This is a genomic window from Sphingopyxis sp. SE2 (genome assembly GCF_032227185.1).
GTDB lineage: Bacteria > Pseudomonadota > Alphaproteobacteria > Sphingomonadales > Sphingomonadaceae > Sphingopyxis.
Genome location: NZ_JAPMXW010000001.1, coordinates 3,948,729 through 3,965,422 on the forward strand (window position 1 = coordinate 3,948,729; position 16,694 = coordinate 3,965,422).

Here is a 16,694-nt window from a genome sequence, read left to right on the forward strand (position 1 = left end):
GTCGGGCGCGACCTTGGCGCATTTGATCCATCAATTCTAATTGTTCGATTTTTGGATTATAGATAGATAATGTCTATCAATCGCGTCGCGCTCTACCATCTCGAAACCCTGCTCTGGATCGACCGGCTCGGCACCTTTTCGGCCGCGGCGGAGCGGCTCAACACGACGCAACCGACGGTGTCGGCGCGAATGCGCGAGCTTGAGCAACGGCTGGGTACCACGCTCTTCCGCCGCGAAGGCCGCACGATGTCGCTCACCGCGGCGGGGCGCAAGCTGGTGCGCGACTGCGATCCCTTGCTCCGCGACATGCAATATGCGCTGCTCGGCAGCGGCGGCTATGGCGAGGCGAGCGGCGTCGTGCGCATCGGCGCGGGCGAGATCGCGGCGGCGAGCTGCCTTCCCGCCTTCGTCGCGGGATTGAAGGCCGACATGCCGAATGTCGGGCTCGAGATCGAAATCGACCTCACCGCGAACCTGATCCAGCAGCTGCTGACCGGGCGCACCGACATGGCCTTCGCCGCGGGGCCGATCGCGCATCCCGCCCTCAAGACCAGCTCGATCGGCGAAGTCGAGCTGGTGTGGCTCGCCAGCCCCGCGGTCGCGGCAGCTTTTGCGGACGGCGAGGCGATGCTTCCCGTCTGGTCGCTCGCCAGCCATTCGCCGATCCACGGCCGGATGCGCGAGGCGATCGCGGCGTCGCGCATCGCGCAGAAATCGCTCAACCTCTGCAACAATGCGCGCACGATGATCGACATCGCGAAAGCGGGCGGTGGCATCGGCATCTTTCCGCGGCCGATGGTGCGCGGCGAGGTGGCAAGCGGCGCGCTTGTGCTGATCGAGGCCATGCCCGCGCTCGCCCCGGTCGAGTTTCATGTCGCGATGCGCGTCGCCGACACCGAGCCGGTGCTGACGCAAATCTTCGAGCGCGCGGCAAGGCTCAACCTCGCCGAGGCGTCAGGGTAAATCCATCTCCAGCGCCGCCGACAGGTCGGCGAGCGCCTGTTCACCGCTCGTCACCTTGATCGCGTGCATGCCGAGCTGGCTCGCGGGTTTGCAGTTGATCCCGAGGTCGTCGAGGTAGATGCAGTTCGCGGGCCGGGCGCCGAGCTTTTCGCACATCATCTCGTAAATCCGCGGGTCGGGCTTACGCACGCCGACCTTGCTCGATTCGATCACATGGTCGAAGCGCGCCATGATCGCCGCGACCTCGGCGGCGAGCCCTTCGCTCCGCGCCATCCCCGCGCCTTTGCCGCTGGGGACATTATTGGTGATGCAAGCGATCCCGAAGCCCTCGGCCTTCAGCGTATCGAGCGCCGCGACCATCGCAGGGCGCACTGCCCCCGCCAGCACCGCGAGCACCGCTTCGCCCTCCAGATCATGGCCCAGCGCCTTCGCCTCGGCCGCGAACAGCGCATCGAACGCCGCGGCGTCGATTTCGGCGCGCTCGAACTTAGCCCAAGCGTTGGTGTCGGGATCGGCGGCGTTGACGCGGCGGACAAAGTCGCGCGGCAGCCCGCGCTCTTCCTCGAGCCGGTTGAACGCTTCGAATGGCGAGGCGGTGATGACGCCGCCGAAGTCGAAGATGATGTGGGTGTATTTGGGCATGGCGCGGCTAGAGCGCAGATTGACGTTAACGTCAACCGCGCCGCGGCGCTATTTCGCGCGCGTGCCCGACCAGCTCGCATCGTCGATCGTCAGGTCGAGCCGGTCGGGCGAACGCACCGTGTCGAGCAGGAACACCGACGGCCCGCTCGCGGCGAGAATCGCGTCCATCGCCTTTTCGAGCGGGATCGTCACCGTCGGTATGCGCGGATAGTCCGACTTGACCTCGACCTTGTTCGGGCCGGTGCGCGTCACGGTGATCGTGACATTGTCGCGCGACGATCCGCGCGCGTCGGACACGACCGCTCCCTTGTAAGTGCCCGCGACACGGTCGGCGAGGTCGGCCTTGCGCGCGGGCGCGGCCTTGGGTGTTTCGGCGAGCGCCGCGCCTGCCGGCAGCAGGAGCGCGAGCGAGGCGATGAAAGCAATCGTGCGAAGCATAAGCTTTCCTTTCGTGCGGCTAGGAAAGGAACTGCTCCCACGCGACCCTCATGGGACGACGACGATCCCCTTTCTGGGGTCGGCCTGTCCCGAGAGCATCTCCCGATAGGCGGCAAGCGCCGCGTCGCCGCCGCTGCGCTTATCGACCGAAGTCAGCCGCGGCGCAACGTCCATGAAGGCGAGCCAGGCCTCGGCGATCTTCTGCCCGAACGCCGCGCCGCCCCAGTCGGCGATGCGTTTCTGACTGCGGCCGGGCGCGAAAAAGCCTTGCCGTTCGGGACCGGGGAGTGCGGCCCCGCCGGCATCGGCGTCCCAGTGCGACTTGCCGACGATGATGGAGGCTTTCAGATTGTTTCCGAAATGGCTGTGCACGACGCGTGTGACCGCGCCATTGCCCGCCATATCGACGAACGCCGACGGCGTACCGGGATTGAGCGTCAATATGTCCTCATAGGCGATGACGCGGTCGTAGATGCGCTGCGCATCGAGGTCGGCGACATTGGCCTTGCTGGTCAGGCCGACCGTTTCGGGACGATGGTCGCCGCGCCGCGCGAGCGAAAAGCCAAGACCGATCGCGGTCTTGCTCGACGCGCTCGCGATCAGGATCTGGCTCGCGCCATAATCGCCCTCGTCCTCGAACTGGTCGGCGATCAGCCAGCCGGTGAGGAAAAGCGGGCGAAAGACCGGCCAATAATCATGGTCGGCCGCGCGATAGCCTTCGAGCGCCTCGACCCGCTGGTAATGGTTGTAGATCGGGGGCAGCGTGGTGCGGCGCAGGGTGACGTCGGTAAAGCCACCCGATCCAGCGTTTCCGACGGTCAATACCGCGCCCTCCGCCATCGGATAATAGCCGTAGAAGCGGTCGCCGGCCGCGACGCCGTCGGCGTTGCTTTCGGTCACCGTCGCAAAACCCCAGACGGGCAGGCGGCCGGGCGCATCACGCTCGGCGAAGAAATCCCAATAGCCCTGGTCGTTGCCGAACAGCCCCACGGGCTTGCCGAACACTGCGTAAGTGATGTTGTTCGCGGTCATCGCATAGCTGTCGAGATGAACGCGCACCTGTCCGGGCGCGAGCGGCGCGGCGGTTTCGGCGACCAATTTTGCTTGCGTGATATCATCGCGATCGATGTCGATCGCCCAGCCAGCTCTGCTCATGTTCGGACCCCTCCGATTGGCTTGCCCGCGAGTGCGGGATGGCCGATAGTCATACAGATGGCGCCGCCCCTGACAATCGCGGTCAAACGCATCCACGAACCGGCTGGTCCCGGGGACGGCACGCGCTTCCTCGTCGACCGGCTGTGGCCGCGCGGGGTGTCGAAGGAGAAGGCGGCGCTCGCGGCGTGGCTAAAGCCGCTGTCGCCGAGCGATGCCTTACGCAAGCGCTTCCATGGCGAGACCGCCACATCGGATGAAGCTTGGGACGCCTTCCGCCACGACTATTTCGCCGAACTCGACGCGGGCGGCGATGAAGTGCAGGCGGCGCTTTTCACGCTCGACGCGGCGGCGCAGACGGGGCCCGTGACCTTGCTCTACGCCGCGAAGGACGCGGACCGGAATAACGCCGTCGCGCTCCGCGAGTGGCTGGAGCGGCGCTAGCCCACCGTCGTCCCGAGCAGCGAGCCGATCGCGATCGTCGCCGCCATCGCCATCGCACCCCAGAAGGTCACGCGCACGACCGGGCGCAGCATCGGCGCATTGCCCGCCCACGCCCCGAGCGCGCCGAGGATCGCGAGGAAAACGAGCGATGCCGCCGACACGGTGAAGGGCAAGGTGTCGCCCCGATCGACGAGCACCGTCGCGAGCGGCAATGCAGCGCCGGTTGCGAAGCTCGCCGCCGAAGCCGCCGCCGCCTGCACCGGCCGCGCCGCCATGGCGTCGGTCATCCCGAGCTCGTCGCGCAGGTGCGTGTCGAGCGCATTGTGCGCGGTGAGCTGCGCTGCGACCTGTTCGGCGAGCGCGCGGTCGAGCCCGCGTTCCTGATAGATTTGCGTCAGCTCCTCGAGCTCGAACTCGGGATCGGCGGCGAGGTGGCGCTTCTCCAGCTCGACGTCGGCCTTTTCGGCATCGCCCTGCGAGCTCACCGACACATATTCGCCCGCCGCCATCGACATCGCGCCCGCGACGAGTCCCGCGCTGCCGGTGATCAGGATCGATGCCTCCGACGCGCCGGCGGCCGCGACTCCCGCGATCAGGCTCGCGGTCGATACGATCCCGTCGTTGGCGCCGAGGATCGCGGCGCGCAGCCAGCCGATCCGCGTGACGGCATGGGTTTCCTCGTGCATTTGTCGCCCCTAATATTGGAGTTGCAGTCCGGGTCTTGCCCAGCGCGTCTTCACCAGCCGGCCGGTTCCCGACAGCGTGATATAGGCATCCTGCCGGTCGGGCCCGCCGAAGGCGATGTTGGTGGTGAAGATGTCGTCGGTCGCGACGAATTCGACCAGCTCGCCCTGCGGCGAGACGACGCTGATCCCGCACTCGCCGATCGTCGCGACGCAGATATTGCCGTTCGCTTCCATCGCGAGGCTGTCGAAGAATTTATAGCCCGCAGGGCGGTAAAGCGGGATGCCGGGGCCGCCGGGGCCCGCGGCATCGTCGACCTTGCCCGGCGCGACGATGTTGAACTGCGTCAGGCGGCAGGTGTAGGTTTCGGCGGCATAGAGCTTGGTCCCGTCGGGTGAGAGGCCGACGCCGTTGGGATTATAGCTCGGGAAGATCACTTCCTCGATGAAGCTGCCGTCGGCCTTGGCATAGAAAATGCCGACGATATCGTGGCAGCGCGCCGCATAATCGACCTTGCCGTGATCGGTGAACCAGAAGCCGCCGTGCGCGTCGAACATCAGGTCGTTCGGGCCGCGCAGCGTCACGCCATGATCGCCCGACTTATAGAGGACCTCGACTGCGCCCGTCTCGATATCGATCCGCTCGATCCGCCCGCCCGAATAATCGTCGGCGATGCCGTGGGGGGCGAGGTAGCCGTTCGATTCGACATAGTTGAACCCGCCGTTGTTGCAGCAATACAGCTTGCCGTCAGGGCCGATCGCAAGGCCGTTGGGACCGCCGCCGGGGGTCGCGATGACCTCTTTCCTGCCGCCCGGCCAGCAGCGCGTGATCCGCCTCGCCTCGATCTCGGTGACGATGACGCTTGTGTCGTCCATCACGACCGGCGCCTCGGGAAAGCGCAATCCGTCGGCGATCAGTTCAAACTCGGCCATCCCCATCTCCCTCTTTGTGCATTTCTATCTTCGTCACCCTCGAACGAGCCACTTGTCTTGTTCGAGGGTGACGAAGGCGGTGTATTCCTTGCTCTTGCTCTTATCCTATGCTTTGCGGCCATCATGCCCGTTCGCACGCTCTTCGCCACCCATTTTTACGAGGCCGACATCGGCACCCCCGACCTGCTCAAAGAGCTGGAGGAGAGCTGCCGCCTGTTCGCCGCAGAGGATGGGGCGGGAAAGGCGTGGAGCCGCGAGCATGGCTATAAAGGCTATACGAGCTATGCGAGCCTCGGCGACCTGCCCGAGCGCGATCCGGCCTTCTACGACCTGAAAAAGTTGCTCGACAAGCAGGTGAAGGCCTTCGCCAAGGCCTGCCACTTCGACCTCGCCAAGCCGCTCAAGCTCGACAGCCTGTGGGTCAATATCCTGAAGCCCGGCGGTACCCACAGCGGCCATATCCACCCGCACAGCATTGTGTCGGGCACTTTCTACGTCGCCGTCCCGGCGGGATCGGGCGCGCTCAAGCTCGAAGATCCGCGCCTACCGATGCTGATGGCCGCGCCGGGGCGCACCGACGATGCACCCGAGCATCTGCACCCCTTCATCTACGCCGAACCCGCCGCTGGCCGAGTGTTCCTGTGGGAAAGCTGGCTGCGCCACGAGGTGATGCCGCATTCGGGCAAGGGCGAGCGGATCAGCATCAGCTTTAACTATCGCTGAGCTGCTCCTATATCGCCGTCATCCCCCTTTCCTGACCAAGGATTTTCCATGACCGCGACCTACGACGCCGACCTCCAGCTCTTCATCGACGGTGCCTGGCGGAGCGGCGAGGGGCGCGACGAGCGGCCGGTCTATAATCCCGCGACCGCCGGCACGATCGCCGACCTGCCGGTCGCGACCGCGGCCGACCTGGACGAGGCACTCGCTGCCGCCGACCGTGGCTGGCCCGCGTGGCGTGCGAAGACCCCCGACGAGCGCGCGGCGCTGATGCACAAGGCCGCGGGGATCATCCGCGAACGCGTCGACCATATCGCGACCTTGCTGACGCTCGAACAGGGCAAGCCGATCGGCGAAGCGCGCGGCGAAGTGCTCTCGGCGGCGGGGCTGTTTGACTATTTCGCCGAGCAGGGCAAGCGCATTGAGGGCCGCGTCCTCCAGCGCCCGCTCGGCCAGCGCGCGATGGTCACCAGGCACCCCGTCGGCCCCGTCGCGGGCTTCAGCCCGTGGAACTTCCCGGTCAACCTGATGGTCAAGAAGATCGCCCCCGCGCTCGCTGCGGGCTGCGTCGTCATAGCCAAGGCGCCGGAGGAAACGCCGGGCTGCACCAGCGCGGTGATGCGCTGCATCGCCGATGCGGGCATCCCCGGCGACGTGGCGCAACTCGTCTATGGCGACCCCGACATGATCAGCCGGCATTTGCTCGCGAGCCCGGTGATCCGCAAGGTCAGTTTCACCGGCTCTACCACGGTCGGCAAGCATCTCATGAAGCTCGCCGCCGACGGCGTGAAGCGCATCACGATGGAACTCGGCGGCCACGCCCCGGTGCTGATCTTCGACGATTGCGATCTCGAAACGACGCTCGACAGGGTCGTGTGGCAGAAGTTCCGCAACGCGGGGCAGGTCTGCATCTCGCCGACGCGCTTCTATGTCCAGCAGGGCATCTACGACGCCTTCGTCAAAGGCTTCGCCGAACGCACCCAAAAGGTGAAGATCGGCAGCGGCCTCGACGCCGACACGCAGATGGGCCCGCTCGCCAACGCGCGTCGCGTACCCGCGCTCGAAGCGCTGGTTGCCGACGCGAAAGCCAGGGGTGCGCGCGTCATCGCGGGCGGCGAGGCGACCGGCGACGGCTATTTCTTCCAGCCGACCGCGATCGCCGATGTCCCGGTCGAGGCCGACGCGATGAACAACGAACCCTTCGGTCCGATGGCGCTGATCCGCCCCTTCGGCACCGAGGAAGAGGCGCTCGAACAGGCGAACCGGCTGCCCTATGGCCTCGCGGCGTTCGCCTTCACCGAAAATGGCCGGCGCATCAACCGCATCGTCGACATCATCGAAAGCGGCATGGTCGGGGTGAACAGCTTCGTCATCTCGGCGCTCGACACGCCGTTCGGCGGGATCAAGGAATCGGGCTTCGGCAGCGAAAGCGGGCCCGAGGGGCTGGATGGGTATCTCGTCACCAAGGCGGTGCACATTTATTGATTTAGATCCTCCCTGTGGCGGAGCCATGGGGAGGGGGACCGCTCGCGAAGCGAGTGGTGGAGGGGCCGCGACGGTGACGTCAAAGCCCCTCCGTCAGCCCTTCGGGCTGCCACCTCCCCATCGCTTCGCGACAGGGAGGATTTTAATCCCGCTCCAGCGCCACGAAATCGCGCCCCATCGGCGCCAGATGCGCGCCGCCGTCGACGAAGATCGTCTGCCCCGTCACCGCGTCGGCGCGCGCCAGATAGATAACCGCGTCGGCGATGTGCGCCGGCGTCGGCAGCGCGCCCAGCGGCATACGCTTCGCCAGCCGCTCGACCTGCGTGCTCGAATAATCGTCGGTCGCCATCGTCAGCCCCGGCGCAACCGCATTGATTCGTGCGCGACTTCCGAAGGCCACCGCCAGCGTGGCTGTCGCCTGCCACAGCGCCGATTTCGAGAGGCTGTAGGCGATCTGATCGGGCACCGGATGGACGACGCGCTGGTCGACGATGTTGACGATCGCGGGACGCTGGCCCTCGCTCGCGGCGACGAGTGCCTTCGCCAGCATCACCGGCGCCGACAGGTTGATCTGCATCATTTCGGCGAGCGCGGCGGCCGACAGATCGCCCCATTCGCCCTCGGCGAACAGCGCGGCATTGTTGACGAGCAGGTTGGGCGCGCGGCCGAATTTTTCGATCACCGCGGGGATCAGTGCATCGACCGCGGCCGGCTCGGCAAGGTCCGCGGCAAAGCGGTGGCTGATCGCGCCCGTCTCGGCGAGTGCCTCCGCCAGCACCGGATCGGCGTCGCCCGGACTGCGCTTGTGCAGCGCGAGTTCATAGCCTTCGCGCGCGAGCCGCGCCGAAATCGCGGCGCCGACGCGGTGGAGCCCACCCGTGACGAGCGCCAGCTTCTGCGTCATTTGCGCGACCGCCGCATGGTGATGCCGATCTCTTCGCCCTCCTCGGCGATCGCGAGCTTGACGATCTTGACCTCGACCTCCTCGACCTTCTCGTCCTGCAGGAACAAGGTGTCGATGATATGGTCGGCGACGCTTTCGATCAGCACGAAATGGACGTCCTTCGGGATGCCCTCGGTCGCCGCGAATTTCAGGTGCATATAATTTTTCGAGCGGCTGAGCGGGGTGGTCGGCTCGTAATGATCGGCCATCGCCAGCTTCGCCCGCACCGATATGCGCAGCGGCTGCGGCAGGTGCGTCTCTTCGGAATAGATGCCGGTGAGCACTTCGACGGTCAGCCCGGTCACTTCCAGCCACAATATATCGGTCACAAGAAAATCCTGTCGAACGGGCGTGACATTCGGCTTTCCATCACCGGCGTCGGACCCTAAAGCGCCGCCGCATTAGCGAAAGGGTACGCGTTGGTCGAGTTACTTCCATTGTCCGACATCGAGCCGCAGGCGGTCGAGGCTCTCCTCGACGCCGCTTTCGGAACGGATCGCTTTGGACGAACCGCCTACCGCATCCGCGAAGGCGTGGATGCGGTGCCCGCGCTCAGCTTCGCGCTCGTCGAGGACGGCGCGCTGATCGGTACGATCCAGTGCTGGCCGGTCGCGCATCGCGGCGCTGATGGTACCGTGACGCCGCTCGTCATGGTCGGCCCGGTCGCGATCCATCCCGACGTCCAGCGCGGCGGTCACGGCCGCGCGCTGATGGCGCATATGCTGGACGCCGCCGAGACCTGCGCCGACAGCGCGCTGATGATGATCGGCGATCCCGAATATTATGGCCGCTTTTTCGGTTTTAAGGCCGACGCCACGGGCGAATGGGATCTGCCCGGCCCATTCGAGAAACGCCGCCTGCTCGCACGGGCGGTGAACGGGCATGAATTGCCGACGGCGGCAGGGATGATCGGGCCGCGCTAGGCAAGCCGGAAAAATCGCTGTCCTACATTATTCCGGCAGCATAGCCTTCGGGGATGCTGTCCGCCTGCCCCACCGAACTGCGATTTGCGAGTAAAGTTGCGCAGTTTTCTGGGATTTCCCTGAATTTGCCCGATTGTGCTCCCCGGCGAAAGCCGGAGTCCAGGACAGAGGGTCGCGTCTGCCGTAAAATGGGCCGCGGCTTTCGCGGGGGAGCACGTCAGCAAGTCGATACAAATTGCAATCGCGAATGAAGTTGCGCAGTTTTCTGATGGTCTTCCCCGCCGCGAATCCCGTGCGTGTCGGCATGGGGTGCCTTTACTTGCGCACCCACATTCCTATGTCGGATGGATGGTCACACCGCCACCATCGCTTCCCAAAGACTTCTCGCAGCTTTCGCTGACCGAGGCCGCCGAGCTGCTTGCCGAGCGCAAGCTGCCGCCGGTCGAAAGCTGGCATCCCGAACGCACCGGCGACAGCGCGATGGAAATCCGCGCCGACGGCAGCTGGTATCATGAAGGCGGACGGATCAACCGGCCCGCGATGGTCAGGCTCTTCTCGACGATCCTGCGCCGCGAGCCCGATGGCGGCCACGTCCTCGTCACTCCGACCGAAAAGCTCGCGATCGCGATCGAGGACACGCCTTTCCGCGCCGTCGAGATGAAGAGCGAAGGCGAGGAGGAAGATCGCAAGCTCGTCTTCCGTCTCGATACTGACGACCTTGTGATGGCGGGGGCCGACCACCCGCTGGGCTTCGGCCGCGACGCCGACAATCCCGACCCGCGGCTGCACGTCCGAGGCGCGATCGGCAACGGGCTCGAGGCGCGGATCGACCGCGCGCTCTATTACGAGATCGTCGAGCTGGCGCTGGCCGAGGGAGGAGAGCCGCCCGCGATCTGGTCGAACGGCACGTGCTTCCCGTTGGTGGACGCCTGATGCTGTCGAAGAAATTGCGCGACGCGCTCGACAATCTGCTGCCTGATCCGGGCGAGGACGAGGCCTATCTCGGGACACCGACGCTGCGCGACGCCGCGGTGCTCATCGCCTTCACCGACCGCGCCGATCCCGGCGTCATCCTCACCCAGCGCCCGCAGTGGCTGCGCAGCCACGCGGGACAGGTCGCCTTTCCGGGCGGCAAGATCGATCCGGGCGACCGCGACGCGATCGATGCGGCGCTGCGCGAAGCCGAAGAAGAGATTGGCCTCAATCGCCGCGACGTGATGATCGCGGGCGCGACCGAACCCTACCAGTCGGGCAGCGGCTATCGGATCACCCCGGTGCTCGGCGTGATCCCGCCCGACCTCGCCTTCGATCCCAATCCCGACGAGGTCGAGGACTGGTTCGAGGTGCCGCTCGACATCCTCTTCGACCCCGACAATTATGCGCGCCAGCACGCGAATTTTCAGGGGCACGACCGCCATTATTATGACATGGACTGGCAGGGGCGGCGGATCTGGGGCGTGACGGCGGGAATCATCATCAATCTGGCGCGGCGCTTGCCGGCAGGATGGCACCGGTGACGCGGCTCCCCCCCGCTGAATGGCGCGAGCGTCCGGGGCTGCGCCGGATCGTCGCCGCGCTGACCGCCGGCGGCGGCGCGGTCAAGGCCGTCGGCGGCGCGGTGCGCGACACTTTGCTCGGCCTGCCCGTCGCCGATATCGATCTCGCGACCCCGCTGTTGCCGGAAGAGGTCACGCGGCGGCTCGCGGCCGCCGATATCAAGGTCATCCCGACGGGTATCGCGCACGGCACGGTCACCGCGATCGCCAGCGGCGACCATCATGAGATCACGACGCTGCGCCGTGATGTCGAAACCGACGGTCGCCGTGCGACGATTGCCTTCGCCGACGACTGGCGCGACGACGCCGCGCGCCGCGACTTTACGATCAACGCGCTCTATGCCGATCCCGACACCGGCGCGATCGACGACTGGTTCGGGGGCTTGGCCGACCTCGACGCGGGGCGGGTCGCCTTTATCGGCGATGCCGCGACGCGCATCGCCGAGGACCATCTGCGTATCCTGCGCTTCTATCGCTTCGCGGCGCGTTTCGGGCGCGGCGACCTCGACCCGATCAGCCACGCCGCAGTGGTGACCGCGCGCCAGTCGCTGAAAAGCCTGTCGCGCGAGCGGATCGCCGACGAACTGCTCAAGATACTCTCGCTTCCCGACCCGCGCGCGATCGTGCGCCAGATGGCGGCTGACGGTATTTTCGAAGTGCTGCTCCCCGAACTCGATGCCGGTTTCGCGGCCGCGCTCGACCGTCTTATCGCCAACGAACGCGCGGCGGCGGCCACCATCGCGCCGCTCCGCCGCCTCGCGGCGCTGCTGCCGACCGACGCGGCGATTACCGAACAGGTCGCGAGCCGGCTCCGTCTCTCGACGCGGCAGCGCAAGCATCTAGCCGCGCTCGGCGGCCACCGTGCCGACATCGAGCGCCCGATCCGCCAGCTCGCGCACGCGATCGGCGTCGAAGCCGCGCGCGATGTCCACCTTCTCGCCGGCGACCCTGCGGCTATCGGAGCCCTGTCCGGATGGACGGTTCCTCCGCTGCCGCTGAAGGGGGGCGACATCGTGGCGCGCGGAATCGCCGCGGGCCCCGAGGTTGCGCGCATCCTGAAAGCGGTCGAGGCCGAATGGGTGGCGGAAGATTTTCCCGGCGCGTCGCGCGTCGTCGAGCTCGTCGATCAGAAGATCGGGCGCACCAGCGACTGACGCCAATAATCGAGCGCCGCCTTGCCATCCATCGGCCGCGCGAACAGGAAACCCTGCCCGAAATCGCAGCCGAGCGCCGATAGCAGCCGCGCCTGGTCGGTCGTCTCGACCCCCTCGGCGGTGGTGCGCATGCCCAGCACTTCGGCGAGGCTCTGGATCGTGCGGACGATCGCGACCTTGTCGCGGTCGTCGACCATATGTTCGACGAAGCTGCGGTCGATCTTGAGCACGTCGATCGGCAGGCGCTGGAGATAGGCGAGGTTCGAATAGCCGGTGCCGAAATCGTCCATCGCGACGCGCGCGTCGAGCGCCTTCAATTCGCTCAGCACCGACAACGCGAGATCGGGGTCGCCGATGATCGCGCTTTCGGTGAGCTCGATCATCAGCCGTTCGCCGCCGATCCTGTGCTTTTCGAGCGCCTGGCGGACGACCCCGGCGACATCGTCGCGCACCAGCTGAATCGCCGAAACATTGACCGAGAAATAGGCGTCGACGACCGCGCCATTCTGCTTGTCCCATTCGGCGAGCACCTCGGCCGCCTTGCCGATCGCCCATTGGCCGAGCGGGACGATCAGCCCCGAATCCTCGGCGATCGGGATGAATTCGGTCGGCGACACCGCATGGCCACTGCTGTTGTCCCAGCGCGCGAGCGCCTCGAATCCGGCGACGCGGCCGCTCGACAGCTCGATCAGCGGCTGAAAGGCGAGGTGGAGCCGGTCTTCTTCGATCGCGTTGCGCAGCTCGGTTTCGAGTCCGAAGCGATTGTCCGACAGCATCGCGGCTTCGGGTTCGTAGATTTCGATGCGGTCGGTCTGCTTGGCGCGCTTGAGCGCGATCTGCGCATGGCGGATCTGATCGGCGATATCGGTGTCAATCGCGGGCTGAATCGCGCAGCCGAGCGCGCAGTCGACGCTGACTTTCAATTCACCGATGCGGAACGGATGGTCGAAGCAGCCGCGGATGCGCCGCGCCATTTCGCGCACATCGGCGCGGCCGCCCGCGATGCGGGTCGAAATGGCGAATTCGTCGCCGCCGGTGCGCGCCAATATGTCGCCGCTGCGCAGACTCGATTTCAATCGCCGCGCGACGGTGATGATCAGCTCGTCGCCTGCCATCGGGCCGATATGTTCGTTGATGCGGCTGAACCGGGCGAGGTCGAGCAGCAGGATCGCATGGTCACCCCCCGGGCCGTCGGTGCGGCCGCGCTGTTCGACCAGCTCCTCGAATCCGGCGCGATTGGGTAGCCCGGTCAGGCTGTCGGAGACGAGTTCGCGGCGCAAATTGCGCTCGGTCATCATCTCCTGCGTCCGGTCGATCAGCGTCAGCAGGAAAAGCCCGTCGTCGCCCGATTCGGTGGGCAGCGGGCCGATCGATCCGCGCAGATCTCGTGCCGCGGGTCCTTCGCCGAGCTGGCACGAGAATTCCTGCGATTCGTCGGGATATTGCGACGCGCGCTCGATCGCGCGGAGCAGTTCGATCGGCGCGTCGACGCCGACGGGCGACAAGCTGAGCCGGTCAAAGGCGGCGTTGCTCGCATGAAGCCGGAAATTGCCGCGCGCCATCGGTCGGATCAGCGCGGCCGGGACGGGCAACGCGTCGATCCAGCCGACGAACAACAAGGGCCGGTCTTCGCCGGTTCGATCAATAGGCATAACAGAGGGTTTTGTGCGACCTTTCCCCATTGCCCAATGCCTAGGTCACGGGAAGTAAAGAAGGGATTTACGGCTACCTATAAATACGGTCAGCCGAAGCGATTGTTCCGCGGAAAACCGGTCGGCGGCATCCGGCCCGCCGCGCCGCGCGCGACGCGCCAGGGCGCGAGGTCGGTTTCGGTCCGCGTCCGGCCGGTGTCGCCGCCCATCGCCCAGCTCAAACCTTCGGCAAAGGTGAAGCTGACCGCGTCGGACAGGCCGCCGTCGCGATAGCGTTGCAGCATGACGCCCTGGCCGCGCGCCATCACCGGCACCTCGGCGAGCGGGAAGACGACGAGCTTGCGGTTCTCGCCGACCGCCGCGACGCTGTCGTCCTGCACGCCGATCGAGCGGACGACGGCGAGCGCCGCCTTCGGCTTCAGATTGACGACGTTGCGCCCCTTGCGCGTCTCGGCGACCACTTCGCTCATCTGCGCGACGAAACCGTGGCCGCTCGTCGAGGCGAGCAGCAAGCGCCCGTCGGCGCTCGCGGGGATCATCGCGACGATTCGCGCCTCGGGGTCGATATCGACCATCAGGCGCAGCGGCTCGCCGAATCCGCGGCCGCCGGGCAATTTGTCGGCGCCGACGGTGAAGAAACGCCCGTCGCTCGCGGCGATCAGCAGCTTGTCGGTCGTCTGCGCGTGCGCGGCGAAGAGCAGCTCGTCGCCTTCCTTGAACTTGAACTCGCCCCACTGGTCGAGCGCGACATGACCGCGCTGGGCACGAATCCAGCCGCGTTTCGACAGGATCACCGTCACCGGTTCCTTCTCGATCATCGCATCGAGCGGGATTTCGCGCGTCGGCGCGGCTTCGGCGATTGTCGTGCGCCGCGCGCCGAGCAGGGTCTCGAGCCCATAGACGTCGCGGAGCTTTTCGAGGTCCTTGCGCAGCCGCGTCTTCTGCCGCGCCGGGCTCTCGACCAGCTTGGCGAGTTCCTCACGCTCGGCGGTCAGATCGGTCTGCTCGCGCTTGAGCTCCATTTCCTCGAGCTTGCGCAAGCTGCGCAGGCGCATGTTGAGGATCGCTTCGGCCTGCCGGTCGGTCAGGATGAACTCTTCGATCATCACCGGCTTGGGCTCATCCTCGGTGCGGATGATCTCGATGATCCGGTCGAGGTTGAGGAAGGCGATAATATAGCCTGCAACGAGTTCGAGCCGGTCGTCGATCTTGTCGATCCGGTGCTGCGCGCGGCGAACGAGGACGATGATCTGGTGCTGCAGCCATTCGGCTAGCAGCTGTTTCAGCCCCATCACCTTGGGCGTGCGCGTCGCGTCGAGGACGTTGAGGTTGAGCGCGAAGCGGCTTTCGAGGTCGGTCAGCCGGAACAGGCTCTCCTTTAGCACCTCGGGGTCGACGTTGCGGCTTTTGGGTTCGAGGACGATGCGCAGATCCTCGGCGCTCTCGTCGCGAACATCCTCAAGGATCGGGAGTTTCTTGTCGGCGATCAGCTGCGCGATCTGTTCGATCAGCTTGCCCTTGGCGACGCCATAGGGGATTTCGCTGATGACGAGTTGCCAGGTGCCGCCCGATAATTTCTCGATGCCGCTCTCTTCCCAGTCGCCGCCGGCAGTCTTGCCGGTCGAGAAACGCGCGCGGACGCGAAAGCCGCCGCGTCCGGTTTCATAGGCGTGCGCGATCGTCTCCGCGCTGTCGACGACGATGCCGCCGGTCGGGAAGTCGGGGCCCTTCACATGTTCTAGCAGCTCTGAAAGCTCGGCATTCTGATTCTCGATCAGGAGCAGCGCGGCACCGATCACCTCGGCCGCATTGTGCGGCGGGATGTTCGTCGCCATGCCGACCGCAATCCCGCTCGCGCCATTGGCGAGCAGGTTCGGGAACAGCCCCGGCATGATCTCGGGCTCTTCATCCTCGCCATTATAGGTCGGACGGAAATCGACCGTGCCTTCGTCGAGTCCCTGCATCAGGTCGATCGCGACGCGCGTCAGCCGCGCCTCGGTATAGCGGTACGCTGCGGCGTTATCGCCGTCGATATTGCCGAAATTGCCCTGACCGTCGACGAGCGGATAGCGGAGCGAAAAATCCTGCGCGAGGCGCACCATCGCGTCATAGACCGCGGTGTCGCCGTGCGGGTGGAACTTGCCGATGACGTCGCCGACGACGCGGGCGGACTTCTTGTAGCCCTGGCTCGGGTCGAGCCGCATCGCGCGCATCGCCCACAGCAGGCGGCGGTGGACGGGCTTCAGCCCGTCGCGCAGATCGGGCAGCGAGCGCGCGGTGATCGTCGACAGCGCATAGACGAGATAGCGCTCGGACAGCGCGCTGTCGAACGGGGTATCAATGCTGTCACCGGGCTCTGAAGGGGGAAGATCGTCTGTCGTGCTGGCCATTGTCCGCAGCCGATAGCAAGGCTGGCGCGCCAAGGCAAAGCCTTGCGTCGACGCGGCGCGATATGGGGGCAGCTAGGTCGTTTTCCGCGCTTCTTCTCGGGGTTCCGCGCGAGGGAAAGGCAGCCGCAATCCGGCTATCGCATCCGAAGGCTGCACGCGTTGGGAATTGGCGTCTAGAATTTGCGGCCGGTGATCCGGCTGATTTCCTTGGCCACCATCGCCTCGACGAGCGGGGGCAGGTTGGCGTCGAGCCAGTCCTTGAGCATCGGGCGCAGCGCGTCGAGAACGACGTCTTCCATCGTGCGGCCGGGGGCGGTGGGCGGTGCGGCGACCGCCGCTGCGGTAGCCGCCGGAGCGACCGCGGCGGTCAACGCCTCGAGCGACTGGCGCGCGGCATCGGCGCTCGCTTCGGAGACCAGTTCCCGGGCCTCGGGCGCCTCCTTGGCTGCGGCGCGATCTTCCTGCTCCTGAAGGTCGAGAATATCGTCGGCTTCGGCGACACGCGCTTCGCGCACCGTACCCGGCGTTTCGTCGCGAGCGATCACGCGCCGAATCGACGACAAGATATCTTCCATCGACGGTTCCCGCGACATATCGCCCATAACAAGCCCCTTAA

At 66.2% G+C, this 16,694-nt stretch carries 18 protein-coding genes; 8 read left to right on the forward strand and 10 right to left on the reverse strand.

All coding sequences use genetic code 11. The annotated features are described in order from the left end of the window. Positions 1-69: 69 nt before the first annotated feature. Positions 70-963 carry a LysR family transcriptional regulator gene (locus tag OVY29_RS18745; RefSeq protein ID WP_037553769.1) on the forward strand — a complete coding sequence of 298 codons (894 nt, stop codon included), beginning with the start codon at positions 70-72 and terminating at the stop codon, positions 961-963. Here the strand turns inward: OVY29_RS18745 and OVY29_RS18750 are convergent. From OVY29_RS18750 to OVY29_RS18760, 3 genes are read right to left on the reverse strand one after another with little or no spacing between them, the layout of a single operon-like run. Further along, positions 955-1,605 (reverse strand): HAD-IA family hydrolase, encoded by a 651-nt coding sequence (locus tag OVY29_RS18750; RefSeq protein WP_037553768.1) that lies wholly within the window; start codon positions 1,603-1,605, stop codon positions 955-957. The two genes, OVY29_RS18745 and OVY29_RS18750, sit on opposite strands and share 9 nt — an antisense overlap. A gap of 48 nt (positions 1,606-1,653) precedes the next feature. After that, entirely contained in the window at positions 1,654-2,043 is a 390-nt protein-coding gene (locus tag OVY29_RS18755) for a hypothetical protein (RefSeq protein ID WP_037553767.1), read from the reverse strand. 48 nt (positions 2,044-2,091) lie between these two features. Then, on the reverse strand, positions 2,092-3,198 hold the full coding sequence (locus OVY29_RS18760) for a DUF2855 family protein (RefSeq protein ID WP_037553766.1): 1,107 nt from the start codon (positions 3,196-3,198) through the stop codon (positions 2,092-2,094). A gap of 57 nt (positions 3,199-3,255) precedes the next feature. Between OVY29_RS18760 and OVY29_RS18765 the strand changes: the two genes are divergently transcribed. Then, positions 3,256-3,639 carry a DUF488 domain-containing protein gene (locus OVY29_RS18765; RefSeq protein ID WP_037553764.1) on the forward strand — a complete coding sequence of 128 codons (384 nt, stop codon included), beginning with the start codon at positions 3,256-3,258 and terminating at the stop codon, positions 3,637-3,639. On the opposite strand, the gene OVY29_RS18770 is transcribed toward OVY29_RS18765, so the two are convergent. Together OVY29_RS18770 and OVY29_RS18775 are read right to left on the reverse strand one after the other, a co-directional pair. Then, positions 3,636-4,325: a VIT family protein gene (locus OVY29_RS18770; RefSeq protein ID WP_037553762.1), complete on the reverse strand. Its 690-nt coding sequence runs from the start codon at positions 4,323-4,325 to the stop codon at positions 3,636-3,638. The two genes, OVY29_RS18765 and OVY29_RS18770, sit on opposite strands and share 4 nt — an antisense overlap. A gap of 9 nt (positions 4,326-4,334) precedes the next feature. Next, entirely contained in the window at positions 4,335-5,255 is a 921-nt protein-coding gene (locus OVY29_RS18775; RefSeq protein WP_313911898.1) for an SMP-30/gluconolactonase/LRE family protein, read from the reverse strand. Positions 5,256-5,378: 123 nt separating this feature from the next. Here OVY29_RS18775 and OVY29_RS18780 point away from each other — a divergent pair, with 123 nt between their 5' ends. Further along, positions 5,379-5,978, forward strand: a complete 600-nt coding sequence (locus OVY29_RS18780; protein ID WP_037553757.1) for a TIGR02466 family protein — start codon at positions 5,379-5,381, stop codon at positions 5,976-5,978. A 48-nt stretch (positions 5,979-6,026) separates the two neighbouring features. Next, a complete protein-coding gene (locus OVY29_RS18785) occupies positions 6,027-7,460 on the forward strand; it encodes an NAD-dependent succinate-semialdehyde dehydrogenase (RefSeq protein WP_037553755.1) in 1,434 nt (477 codons plus the stop codon). A gap of 142 nt (positions 7,461-7,602) precedes the next feature. Here the strand turns inward: OVY29_RS18785 and OVY29_RS18790 are convergent, their stop codons facing one another. Then, positions 7,603-8,364, reverse strand: a complete 762-nt coding sequence (locus tag OVY29_RS18790) for an SDR family oxidoreductase (RefSeq protein WP_037553753.1) — start codon at positions 8,362-8,364, stop codon at positions 7,603-7,605. After that, positions 8,361-8,732: a dihydroneopterin aldolase gene (locus OVY29_RS18795; RefSeq protein ID WP_037553752.1), complete on the reverse strand. Its 372-nt coding sequence runs from the start codon at positions 8,730-8,732 to the stop codon at positions 8,361-8,363. Before OVY29_RS18795 ends, OVY29_RS18790 begins: the two co-directional genes overlap by 4 nt. Before the next feature lie 90 nt (positions 8,733-8,822). On the opposite strand from OVY29_RS18795, the gene OVY29_RS18800 reads away from it, so the two are divergent. The 4 genes from OVY29_RS18800 (at position 8,823) to OVY29_RS18815 (ending at position 12,036) form a co-directional block, all read left to right on the forward strand. Next, positions 8,823-9,326 carry a GNAT family N-acetyltransferase gene (locus OVY29_RS18800; RefSeq protein ID WP_037553750.1) on the forward strand — a complete coding sequence of 168 codons (504 nt, stop codon included), beginning with the start codon at positions 8,823-8,825 and terminating at the stop codon, positions 9,324-9,326. A 348-nt stretch (positions 9,327-9,674) separates the two neighbouring features. Beyond that, the gene (locus OVY29_RS18805) at positions 9,675-10,259 is read left to right on the forward strand and encodes a DUF1285 domain-containing protein (RefSeq protein ID WP_037553748.1); all 585 of its coding nucleotides are present in this window, start codon (positions 9,675-9,677) and stop codon (positions 10,257-10,259) included. After that, on the forward strand, positions 10,259-10,843 hold the full coding sequence (locus OVY29_RS18810) for a CoA pyrophosphatase (protein WP_152567556.1): 585 nt from the start codon (positions 10,259-10,261) through the stop codon (positions 10,841-10,843). The genes OVY29_RS18805 and OVY29_RS18810 overlap by 1 nt, the downstream gene beginning before the upstream one ends. Then, on the forward strand, positions 10,831-12,036 hold the full coding sequence (locus OVY29_RS18815) for a CCA tRNA nucleotidyltransferase (protein ID WP_409581470.1): 1,206 nt from the start codon (positions 10,831-10,833) through the stop codon (positions 12,034-12,036). The genes OVY29_RS18810 and OVY29_RS18815 overlap by 13 nt, the downstream gene beginning before the upstream one ends. Here OVY29_RS18815 and OVY29_RS18820 read toward each other — a convergent pair. The 3 genes from OVY29_RS18820 to OVY29_RS18830 form a co-directional block, all read right to left on the reverse strand. After that, the gene (locus OVY29_RS18820) at positions 12,009-13,688 is read right to left on the reverse strand and encodes a putative bifunctional diguanylate cyclase/phosphodiesterase (protein WP_235211431.1); all 1,680 of its coding nucleotides are present in this window, start codon (positions 13,686-13,688) and stop codon (positions 12,009-12,011) included. The genes OVY29_RS18815 and OVY29_RS18820 overlap by 28 nt on opposite strands. 89 nt (positions 13,689-13,777) lie before the next feature. Then, positions 13,778-16,078, reverse strand: a complete 2,301-nt coding sequence (gene parC / locus OVY29_RS18825) for a DNA topoisomerase IV subunit A (RefSeq protein WP_037553746.1) — start codon at positions 16,076-16,078, stop codon at positions 13,778-13,780. A gap of 173 nt (positions 16,079-16,251) precedes the next feature. Then, complete coding sequence (locus OVY29_RS18830) at positions 16,252-16,653, reverse strand: DUF2497 domain-containing protein (RefSeq protein ID WP_235211430.1); 402 nt, start codon at positions 16,651-16,653, stop codon at positions 16,252-16,254. Positions 16,654-16,694: the final 41 nt, after the last annotated feature.

Bases quoted from the DNA above. Each gene is read 5' to 3' on its own strand.
- OVY29_RS18745 (WP_037553769.1), top strand. From the start codon at position 70: ATGTCTATCAATCGCGTCGCGCTCTACCATCTCGAAACCCTGCTCTGG.
- OVY29_RS18750 (WP_037553768.1), bottom strand. From the start codon at position 1,605: ATGCCCAAATACACCCACATCATCTTCGACTTCGGCGGCGTCATCACC.
- OVY29_RS18755 (WP_037553767.1), bottom strand. From the start codon at position 2,043: ATGCTTCGCACGATTGCTTTCATCGCCTCGCTCGCGCTCCTGCTGCCG.
- OVY29_RS18760 (WP_037553766.1), bottom strand. From the start codon at position 3,198: ATGAGCAGAGCTGGCTGGGCGATCGACATCGATCGCGATGATATCACG.
- OVY29_RS18765 (WP_037553764.1), top strand. From the start codon at position 3,256: ATGGCGCCGCCCCTGACAATCGCGGTCAAACGCATCCACGAACCGGCT.
- OVY29_RS18770 (WP_037553762.1), bottom strand. From the start codon at position 4,325: ATGCACGAGGAAACCCATGCCGTCACGCGGATCGGCTGGCTGCGCGCC.
- OVY29_RS18775 (WP_313911898.1), bottom strand. From the start codon at position 5,255: ATGGCCGAGTTTGAACTGATCGCCGACGGATTGCGCTTTCCCGAGGCG.
- OVY29_RS18780 (WP_037553757.1), top strand. From the start codon at position 5,379: ATGCCCGTTCGCACGCTCTTCGCCACCCATTTTTACGAGGCCGACATC.
- OVY29_RS18785 (WP_037553755.1), top strand. From the start codon at position 6,027: ATGACCGCGACCTACGACGCCGACCTCCAGCTCTTCATCGACGGTGCC.
- OVY29_RS18790 (WP_037553753.1), bottom strand. From the start codon at position 8,364: ATGACGCAGAAGCTGGCGCTCGTCACGGGTGGGCTCCACCGCGTCGGC.
- OVY29_RS18805 (WP_037553748.1), top strand. From the start codon at position 9,675: ATGGTCACACCGCCACCATCGCTTCCCAAAGACTTCTCGCAGCTTTCG.
- OVY29_RS18810 (WP_152567556.1), top strand. From the start codon at position 10,259: ATGCTGTCGAAGAAATTGCGCGACGCGCTCGACAATCTGCTGCCTGAT.
- OVY29_RS18815 (WP_409581470.1), top strand. From the start codon at position 10,831: ATGGCACCGGTGACGCGGCTCCCCCCCGCTGAATGGCGCGAGCGTCCG.
- OVY29_RS18820 (WP_235211431.1), bottom strand. From the start codon at position 13,688: ATGCCTATTGATCGAACCGGCGAAGACCGGCCCTTGTTGTTCGTCGGC.
- parC (WP_037553746.1), bottom strand. From the start codon at position 16,078: ATGGCCAGCACGACAGACGATCTTCCCCCTTCAGAGCCCGGTGACAGC.
- OVY29_RS18830 (WP_235211430.1), bottom strand. From the start codon at position 16,653: ATGGAAGATATCTTGTCGTCGATTCGGCGCGTGATCGCTCGCGACGAA.